11 protein-coding genes are annotated in these 8,409 nt (G+C 67.2%); 2 read left to right on the top strand and 9 right to left on the bottom strand.

The genetic code is table 11. The features are described 5' to 3' along the window. Nucleotides 1-482: 482 nt before the first annotated feature. Complete coding sequence (locus tag ACH4FH_RS38630) at nt 483-983, bottom strand: hypothetical protein (protein ID WP_398560659.1); 501 nt, start codon at nt 981-983, stop codon at nt 483-485. 551 nt (nt 984-1,534) lie between these two features. Further along, nucleotides 1,535-1,711, bottom strand: coding sequence for a hypothetical protein (locus ACH4FH_RS38625; protein WP_398560658.1), 177 nt, complete (start codon nt 1,709-1,711; stop codon nt 1,535-1,537). Nucleotides 1,712-2,265: 554 nt separating this feature from the next. Between ACH4FH_RS38625 and ACH4FH_RS38620 the strand changes: the two genes are divergently transcribed. Continuing rightward, nucleotides 2,266-2,796: a hypothetical protein gene (locus ACH4FH_RS38620; protein WP_398560657.1), complete on the top strand. Its 531-nt coding sequence runs from the start codon at nt 2,266-2,268 to the stop codon at nt 2,794-2,796. A 214-nt stretch (nt 2,797-3,010) separates the two neighbouring features. On the opposite strand, the gene ACH4FH_RS38615 is transcribed toward ACH4FH_RS38620, so the two are convergent. The 4 genes from ACH4FH_RS38615 to ACH4FH_RS38600 all read right to left on the bottom strand — a co-directional run bounded on the left by ACH4FH_RS38615 (nt 3,011) and on the right by ACH4FH_RS38600 (nt 5,947). Beyond that, nucleotides 3,011-3,460: a hypothetical protein gene (locus tag ACH4FH_RS38615; protein ID WP_398560656.1), complete on the bottom strand. Its 450-nt coding sequence runs from the start codon at nt 3,458-3,460 to the stop codon at nt 3,011-3,013. Nucleotides 3,461-3,489: 29 nt separating this feature from the next. Then, on the bottom strand, nt 3,490-5,007 hold the full coding sequence (locus tag ACH4FH_RS38610; RefSeq protein WP_398560655.1) for a S8 family serine peptidase: 1,518 nt from the start codon (nt 5,005-5,007) through the stop codon (nt 3,490-3,492). A 249-nt stretch (nt 5,008-5,256) separates the two neighbouring features. Then, nucleotides 5,257-5,466: a cold-shock protein gene (locus ACH4FH_RS38605; RefSeq protein WP_043197576.1), complete on the bottom strand. Its 210-nt coding sequence runs from the start codon at nt 5,464-5,466 to the stop codon at nt 5,257-5,259. Between the two features lie 277 nt (nt 5,467-5,743). After that, nucleotides 5,744-5,947, bottom strand: coding sequence for a hypothetical protein (locus ACH4FH_RS38600; protein ID WP_398560654.1), 204 nt, complete (start codon nt 5,945-5,947; stop codon nt 5,744-5,746). Nucleotides 5,948-6,046: 99 nt separating this feature from the next. Between ACH4FH_RS38600 and ACH4FH_RS38595 the strand changes: the two genes are divergently transcribed. Further along, complete coding sequence (locus tag ACH4FH_RS38595; RefSeq protein ID WP_398560653.1) at nt 6,047-6,262, top strand: hypothetical protein; 216 nt, start codon at nt 6,047-6,049, stop codon at nt 6,260-6,262. Here the strand turns inward: ACH4FH_RS38595 and ACH4FH_RS38590 are convergent. The 3 genes from ACH4FH_RS38590 to ACH4FH_RS38580 form a co-directional block, all read right to left on the bottom strand. Next, nucleotides 6,246-6,701: a hypothetical protein gene (locus ACH4FH_RS38590; RefSeq protein ID WP_398560652.1), complete on the bottom strand. Its 456-nt coding sequence runs from the start codon at nt 6,699-6,701 to the stop codon at nt 6,246-6,248. The genes ACH4FH_RS38595 and ACH4FH_RS38590 overlap by 17 nt on opposite strands. 360 nt (nt 6,702-7,061) lie before the next feature. Further along, nucleotides 7,062-7,538 (bottom strand): hypothetical protein, encoded by a 477-nt coding sequence (locus ACH4FH_RS38585; RefSeq protein ID WP_398560651.1) that lies wholly within the window; start codon nt 7,536-7,538, stop codon nt 7,062-7,064. A gap of 17 nt (nt 7,539-7,555) precedes the next feature. Further along, entirely contained in the window at nt 7,556-8,245 is a 690-nt protein-coding gene (locus tag ACH4FH_RS38580) for a DNA-binding protein (protein ID WP_398560650.1), read from the bottom strand. Nucleotides 8,246-8,409 lie beyond the last annotated feature (164 nt).

Below are 8,409 nucleotides of genomic sequence, written 5' to 3'. Positions count from 1 at the left end.
ACGGCCCAGCCATACATGCTCTGAACTGGTCCCACTGGCGCAGACGCCACCAAGCCACCGCCCGACGCTGCCACTACCGAAGAAGGAACAGCTCAAGCAACGATTTCTAACTGGAGTACTAGGTCGCTCAGCGCCAGATACAGGCCCTGGCCCGGATGGCTCGCCAGGTGCCGTTTCGCGGTTCCCGTTGAGAGGAGTTCGCGGCCGGCCGGCCAGGCTGGCGGCTGCGGGCAGTGCGGGCAGTGCGGGCTTTGAGGTGAATCGCCGGCCGTGCCGGGCCGGCAGGCGCACCGGCTGGAGGTTGCGAAGGCCGGCGCATCCGGGAGGATATGGGCGCTAGGGGTTGGGAGGCCAGCCCCGAATGCCGTCTGTGAATTGCCGGTGGGTCCACGCTGGTGGGCCCGGCTCGACGTCCTGCAGCAGCAACGGCGCCAGCCGGGCTCAGTGGCCGTTGTCAGATCACCTCGCCCCACGGCATGTGATCACTCATGGCCAAGATTCACTTTGGGATGGACGCTAACCAGCTTTAAGCGCGGAAAGTGTTCATACCTGCAAACCCCGTTTTTGTCACTCATGATGGCGACGCCGACCCGAGTCCCCTCAGGCAGCGACAAGTTCCATTCCTTGCTGTCACCAGGAGCAAGGACCTTGTTCACTGCGGTGTGGATCGTTCCGGAGCTGTCCTGCCACTGCAGCTTGTAGCGCATCGTGCGGACGGACGCGTAGGCATGGAATATCTCGCCCTTGGCATGAAAGGAGGCCGTGGGATGATCCTCACCAGGGTGGCTGTACGTCCCAATAGCTGCCCAGCCTGAGAGGCCACCGGGGTCTCCGTCATCGGTGTCGCGGTAGCAGTGCCCAAAGTAGTTGCTTGTGAGGCTCTCATGATCACAAGTGACGTTATCCGCGTGAGCGGCGGGCGCCACGGCCAGACCGGTGAGGGCGACGGCTGCGGTGGCCGTGCCAATGGTGGCGCTGCGCATGGAGCTCTTCACGTAAATCCCCCTGTTGTGTGTTGCAGGTCACGCCCCCCTGACATGTGAGACCTGGTCACTCTGGCAGGGGCGTTTCCATGACGTGAGATCAGGTTCCCATGGTCCCGCTGGCATGTCCTTAGCGCTCAGTGCACAAGTCGCTTAGCTGTGCGTCCACTTCTCGGACCGGCAGGCACGTAAGGCACGCCTCGATCCCGGCCGCCTCCTGCCGCGCGATCCGGTGCAGGCGCTTGCCGCCGATAGGGCACGCCCCGACACGGACGGCAACAGGCGACGGGTCCGCCCCCGATGTCCATCTGGAGGAATAACGTCCGCTCTACCGCCGGCGGTGCTGCGACCTGCCGGGGTGCCTCGCGCTGCTCGACGTCCGCGATTCGCCGGCGCACGGCGTCGAGCTTGGGATGCTTGATGCGCGGCGCGAGGTAGCGCTCAGCGCCGCCGGCACCGCCCTGGTAGGCCGTCAAGAACTCCGAAGCTGTCGAGGCTAGAGACGATCCGGCCGGGACCTCCTGCGAGTACGGCGACGTCGGCACCTCCAGCTACGACGGGTCCGCGGCCGCAGCCGGCGCTGCTGTGACGGCGAAGCCTTCGCGGCCGCCGTGGTCGTCGAAAAGGACCGGCACGCGGAAGTACCGCACCGCAGCCTTCCCGCCGGGCTCCAGTAGGGCCGCGACCGTCACCGACCACGGCCCGGCACGCACTCGCTCACTGCGCACAGCCCAGACTTGACCCACCGCCGGCGGCCGCTGACCGAGCTCGGGCAGGGCCACTCCCGGCGCCATCGACCGCAGCGACTTCTGCGCTGCTGACTCCTGCGCACCGTCCGGCCAGCGGGTGACGGGGACGCCCACTCTGCGGCGAGCGCCACAGGGTCGCACGCCAACGCAACCAACGCCGCGATGCGCACCACCGCCACCCGACGGTGACGAAAGGGCCGCACGTGCTGTGCTGTGCCGGGTGGGGAGGCATCCTTACGACCTCGGCCTGGGGACAACAGGGGCGGCATAGCGGGCTCCTCGAAGTAGGCGGATCAGCTACTCCGACCCTTCGCCCAGCCGCTTACCGCCCCGCTTACCACCAGCGGCCGAGGCCGTCACAAGCGCATCACGAACTCCCCCACCAGCTGGAAAGCCCGTGGCAAGGACAAGACACCGGCCCTTACCGGCCCGCAGTCCCTCGGTAAGTCAGTGGAAGGGCGGGTGCCAGAGGGCCGGCGTCGGCGAGGCGATGCCGTGCGCGTTGCAGCCGATTCTGCGGTCTCATTAGGGTGTTGAGCGTGTTCATACCCTCCAACGCTCTCAACGGCAGCCGCCGTCATCGTCTCGCCGTGGGGTCGATACTGACGCTGTTCATGGTCTTGTTGGCCGTGGCGCTGACCGCCGCGGCCGTGAGCACGACCGAGCGAGCTTGGCCACTGATCGGCTTTGCCTCGGCTGCCTTTTCGCTTTACGCAGTCGCCTGGTGGTGTGCCCGCTACTGGTACGCGGCTTTCCGAGAGGGGCGGTCCGCCCCACCTGTCGCCCAGCCCCACCCGTGGCCCTGGCTGCTGCCTCTGCTCGTGATCGATGTGGCCTTCGCCGTAACCGGCATCGGCGCCGTGCAGGACGGGAAGACCGCCGCAGCGGTCTTCAGCCTGGTGCTGGCTGCCGTAATCCTTCTCCCAGCAGCCATCTTCCTCATGGTGGAGCTGCACACCGTGCGAGAGAGGTGTTCCCGAACACAGGGCGCGAGTGCCGCCGGGCAAAACGCCCCCGAGCACGAGCCACAACGGCCACACCGGGACTGGGGATCGATCGGCTGAGGAGGCTCCGAGACAAGGCAACCTCTGCGGGACCAGTCAGTGCACCGTGAGTGCCGCTTTCCGGGTCCATTAAGCCGGCCAGCGACCGGGCGTTGAGCGAGAGTAAGACCGAGGACCTTGCCGTCAGGAACGGCGGGGCGTGAACGACGGGCCTACGGCTTCCATGTGCAGCTGCGCGGCGATGGCCGAGGCAGTACAGCGTGCACCGCGCAGCTCATGGGCCGGGGCGATGAGCTGTTCGCGGTCGGGGCGTTTCGGCAGCAGCTTCCGCGTCAGCAGGTGTCGGACCGGAAGCGAGAGCGGTGCTCAGCCCGAGCTCAAGGTCCCACTGGACGACGAAGACAGTGCCCCTTACGGATATGTCCGCCTGGACCGCCCGGTGGGGCTCCGCCACCCGGATGGTGACACCGGAGGGCAGGCTGACTCCGCGTTCCTGGAGAACGGAGTCCGCGTCCTTCTCCAGTTCGTCGATGATTTCGGGGTCTTCGTGTATCGCGCACAGGCCGTCCAGGACGCCGGGATCCCGCCCCAGCGCCAGGAGGATCCGGTGAATCTCCTCTTCCGTCTCCAAGCGGATCTTCTCGCGCGATATACGCTCCAGGGCGCGGTCGTGTTCGCGCAGTGCCCTGTCCAGCCGTTGACGATGAATGTCCGGGATCGGCATGGCTCACCTCTGCCCCGCGCCCCGAAGGGTCAACCTCTCACCATTTCGAGGGCGCGTAGTACGTTGATGCGACCGTGTCCCATCTCATTGTTCCAGGTCCCGTTCACGCCGCCACGGTCCTCATAGACATAAACGTCCGGCCGTACCCGGTCGGCGGTCCTTTCAATGATGTCCCTGACCTGCTCGCTCGTCAGGGTCGGCTTTTCGCTCATGAGGAGCGAGGCCAGGCCCGAGACGTGCGGCGCAGCGGCTGATGTTCCACTGAACGTCAGAAAATAGTCGCCTTGAGGATCGGGGTTGAATCCACCAGACCCCTGGATGTCCGTCGACGGTACGCGGTCGCCAGGAGCGACCACCGAGATCTGCGGCCCCCAGTTCGAATCCCACACCCGTCGATCCGTCGCATCGCTGCTCCCGCACGCGATGATGCGTGGATCGGAGGCGGGGTAGCTCACCCTGTCCAGGGCGTTGTTCCCGGTCGACGCGCACAGGACCACGTTGTTGGCGTGGGCGTATGAAATCGAGGGGTTGAGGATCTGCGCATTCCAGTTGTTCGTGCTGAAGCTCAGGTTGACCACTCGGGCGCCTCGGCTCACCGCCAGGCTCAGGCCGAGCGCGAACTCGCCCTCGGTGAACATCGTGAAGGCGAGCGGAAGGATGAGGCCAGCACTTCCTGTGCCGGCAACTCCGCACACTCCTTTGAGGTTGTTCACCCTGGCCGCGGCGATCCCCGCGCAGCACGTGCCATGGCCGAGGGGGAAGTTCGCGTAACTTCCGAGCACCGGATTGGGGCCCCCGTCGCCGGCGATCTGACCGGGGTTATAGCCGGGCCCGGCGAAGTAGAGGTCAGGATGGGTGAGATCACACCCGGAATCCAAGATGGCGATGTCCGCCCTGTGGGAGCCTGAAGCGCGGTCCCATCCGGTGGTCCCCGGCCCGCCGGCCCGAATGGTGACCATGTCCCATTGCTGGGCGAAGAGCGGGTCCACAGGCTGGTAGTCCAGCGGGACGATCATCGGCATGTTTTCCAGGGGCACATCGTCGACGGACGATCCGCGCGTCATCAGGTGGTCCTGGAGCTCGTACGACGGCAGGTCGTTAGGGCTGTCCATGACGTAATACCGGTAGCCGACGAGAAGCTCTGATCTGTCGCGTGCTTCCCTGGCTCGGAAGCGTTCAAGCTCCGGATCGGCTGCCACTCTGGCGGCCCGCTCTTCACGGACCAGCAGGACACTGGGCAGCGGGCACACCAGGCCAGAGCGGCCAGGAGCATCTGCGACCCGATAGACCGGCCCGATCCACTCCAGAGGGTCTCCGAAGACCTCAAAGATCACGGCGCGTGGTCTAGGGCCCACGCCCTGGCCGCCAGCATCCCTGACCCAGAAGTGCCGGCCTGTGTGGTTGATCACCGCCGTACCCGAGCCGCCACCCGCGTTCGTCTCGTCCTCCTCAAGAGCGAGGCCTAGTCGTGACAGGGAAGCGGCTAATTCCTCCAAGCGCTGCGGTTCCCGGAACGCCAGCACCAGACGGGTGGCGTCCAGGTCCATCGTCGTATCAGAATCGCGCCGGAGTCGCTGAGGAAAAGGCCTCATACATCCATGCTGCGAGCGGAGGCGCGAGCTGGCAATTTGGGGCGCAAATCCCATGACGAGCAATTTCAGACGAGCTGTTCGTCCCGGAGGTGGCCTGTACCGGGCGTGGACCGGGCACCACCGCATGGCCGACTGCCGCGGTGACCCGGCTGGAGCCGAGCGCCCCGTGCGGACACCTTCCGTACGGGGCACACTGAAGCTCTGTTATGCGAGTTGTACCTCTTCGGCCTGCATGCCCTTCTGTCCCCTCGTCGCGACGAAGGTGACGGCCTGCCCTTCCTTGAGGGTTTTGAATCCGTCGGCCTGAATGGCCTTGAAGTGAACGAACAGGTCGTCGCCGCTCTGGGGCGTGATGAACCCGTAGCCCTTCTCGTCGTTGAACCACTTCACGGTGCCGCTCTGTCGGTTGCTCATGCTCTCACCCATCCCTCCAACAATGATCAACTTCAGTCGCCATCCATGCCCATCCGGCATCCACGGATAACCAGGGCACTGACCAGGGTGTTGAACAATCGCCGTCGCGAACATCTCGAAGCCTGTGGCTGTCCGCCCGGGAAGGGCCCGCGGGAGTGCGGGTGCGCACCGGCTTCGGCTCCCAACATCGGCTACACGTCGAGTCCACGTGATACGTGCCGTGCAGGCAGTCGCGTCCTTGCCGTCCTACTGGCAGGAGGCTGGCCCCGGGGCAGGATCACCCATCGGTCGGCAGTCGTCTTGCAAGGTTCCCTGCCAGGTGTCGCGCTGCGAACGAGCCGTTGCCCTCGCCGCGGGCCAGCAGTTGCAGCAACTCCACCGCTGCTCGCGCCTCCCGTAGTGTCAGCAGGGGCAGTCGCTGCTCGTCCGCATCGACCACGGTGTCCACCAGGCTCAGCAGCCGGTCATCCAAGTCGCTCATGAACGGGGCAACGGCAGGGCTGGCCCGATAGTTACGGAACTTGGACTATGACAGCGTATATGTGCAGGTCGCGCCTCTTGAGCAGTGCGCTATCGTCCCTTGCGACGCAATCATGAAGCACTGCCCGCGGCCGCCAGCGAAGAACTCACCCTGGCGTTAGCTGACGCCTGCGCGGACCCCCTCGGCGCCACATCCCCCTACGGCGAAGACGACAAGTACGTCCGCATGATCGTGGGCAGCCACGTCTTCGCTGTTCTCCTCATTGGCCACACCCTGCGCAGCAGCACCGTCCTGCAGGTCACTTACCTGGGCTGAGCGGGCCACCAAGCCGCCGTTCGGCGGGGCCCGTTGCGGCCGCCGTGTCATGGGCTGAGGCGGAGTCGAGCTCGATCAAAGCCCAGCGCCGGCGGCCGCCTGCGTCCTGATCAGTGTCCACCCCACAGGACGCCACCCCGAGAGCAGCGATGCGCGTCAGCACGTCGTCACCGTCAGGGGCTTGGCCAGCCTGATGCGACAGGACCAGGACCAGGGCCCGTTGGTCCTGGTCGGCCAGGTGGACGCTGATGCGGCTGCCACCGTCGGCGATGGCAGCCGGCACTAGGAGAGCCAGCAGGCCACCGACCAGGTCAGCATCAGGGCGGTAGCCCCATGCCTGGAGCTGCTCAATGACAAGGCGCCGGGCCTTGCCCGGTGCGGACGGCGCAGCCCAGGGAGCCGCATCCAAAGTCCAATTCGCACCGCGCCGGTTCGCCATCGTCACCATCATCCGCCCGCGAGTCGCCACCGTGCCAGCGCCCAGCGGCCCGTAGGAGCGCAGCGTCTGCCGCTCCGGGCGTGGCAACTCAACCGGCTTCTTCGGCGGGGGCGGGGTCTTCGGGGGATAGGACGGGGGATGCGGCCCGTTGTGCACCGGTGGTGAGGAGTTCACGGCAGCCTCTCGAAGTCCTGCGGGTCGGGCGATGGCAACTGTCGGTTCAACGGACGCCGTCGCACCCAGGATGCGGCCTCCACGGTACGGGGCGCAGTCGCTCCCCGTCGACGGTGCCTGCACCCTGTGCAAGGTGAGGTCGGTGTCCCCGCGGTTCCGGCCCACCTGGAGCTCCACGCCGAACCGCTAGTTGCGGGTGGCGCCCTCCGGCCAAAGAACGCGTACGGGGGTACCAGCGCGCTCGGCGTAGGCCACCACGTCCGCGGTGCCGCCGTACCCTCGGGCCGGCTTGCTGTCCCAGACGGCGAGGAGTTCGTCCGCCAGGCCGACCAGGATCTCGCTGCCGGCCATGTGCGCAGTGGAGTCCGACGTTTGCAGGCCGGTTTCGTGGACGTCGACCGCCCGCCGGAGCAGGTCGTCGTAGACGGGGTGGTGCCAGTCGGGAAGGCTCTCGCGGTATTCCCGGGCGGGGATGACGACCTCAAGGCGGCCGCCGTGCTTGAGTACCGCCTCGGCGAGCCAAGCATCCGGCCCGTCGGCGATGCAGGAGACGGCGACCAGGTCAGCCGGCTCCCAGCTGCGCACCGCGGTGTCCAGGAGTGCGCGGACCTGCTGCTCGACGTCCCGGCTCAGGCCTCGGTGGCCGGTGATTCCCACTCGCATGCAATCGCCCTTTCTGCTCACAGGTAGACGCCGTGCAGGCGTTCGTCCAGGTCCCGCACGACCTTGGGCGGCGCGCTGGAGGTCAGCGACCGCCGTACGGCGCGTACCCGCTCGACGATGCGCCCAGAGCGGTATTGCAGCCCAGTCTCCAGCGCGCGGCCGGCCATCGCGAAGGCCGCCTCGATGCGCCCGCCGGCGAGGTGGCCCGCTGCGATGTCGAGGACCAGAAGCGCCCGCTGTTTGGCGTGGCCGGTGGCCAGGGCCTCGGTGTCGGTGCCCAGCACCCAGTCCGCCAAGCCCAGGCGTGCACCGCAGGTCACCCGGCACGCCGCCACCTTCACCGGATCGAACCGGAAAACCCAGGGCCACGGGGGCGGCTCCTCCTCCGTCGACAGGGCCTCGGCCTTGGCCCGCGAAGCGGTCAGTGCCCGGTCGGCGCTGCGCCGGTCGCCGGCAGCTGCGTGCCCGAGAGCCTCGACGGAACTCAGCCATGCATCGGCGACAGCCGGTTGCTGCTCGCCGAGGGAGCGGCGGGCCCGCCGGGTGAGGTTGAGGGTTTCGGCTGAGTTTCCGGCGTGTGCCTCGAACTGGGCGAGGCTGCCCGCCTGATAGGCGACGAGGAGCGGGTCTCCGGCCGAGCCCGCTGCTTTGATCGCGGACCCGTACCAGGAGCGCGCGGAGCCGTGGTCTCCCTGGTCCCAGGCCAACCAGCCGGCGAGGCTGGCTGCCTCACTGCCTACGGCGGCCAGCCGCTTCCCACCGGTTCCGCCTATCGCGTGGCGGATGCGATGAGGGTGTGCAGGGGTTCGGTGAGTTCGGGGTGGTCGCCGCGGGAGGCGGATTGGAGGAGGTCGGCTGCGACGACGAGGAG

The organism is Streptomyces sp. NPDC017993, assembly GCF_044328065.1.
Classification (GTDB): Bacteria; Actinomycetota; Actinomycetes; order Streptomycetales; family Streptomycetaceae; genus Streptomyces.
This window is presented reverse-complemented; position numbering and strand designations above follow the sequence as displayed.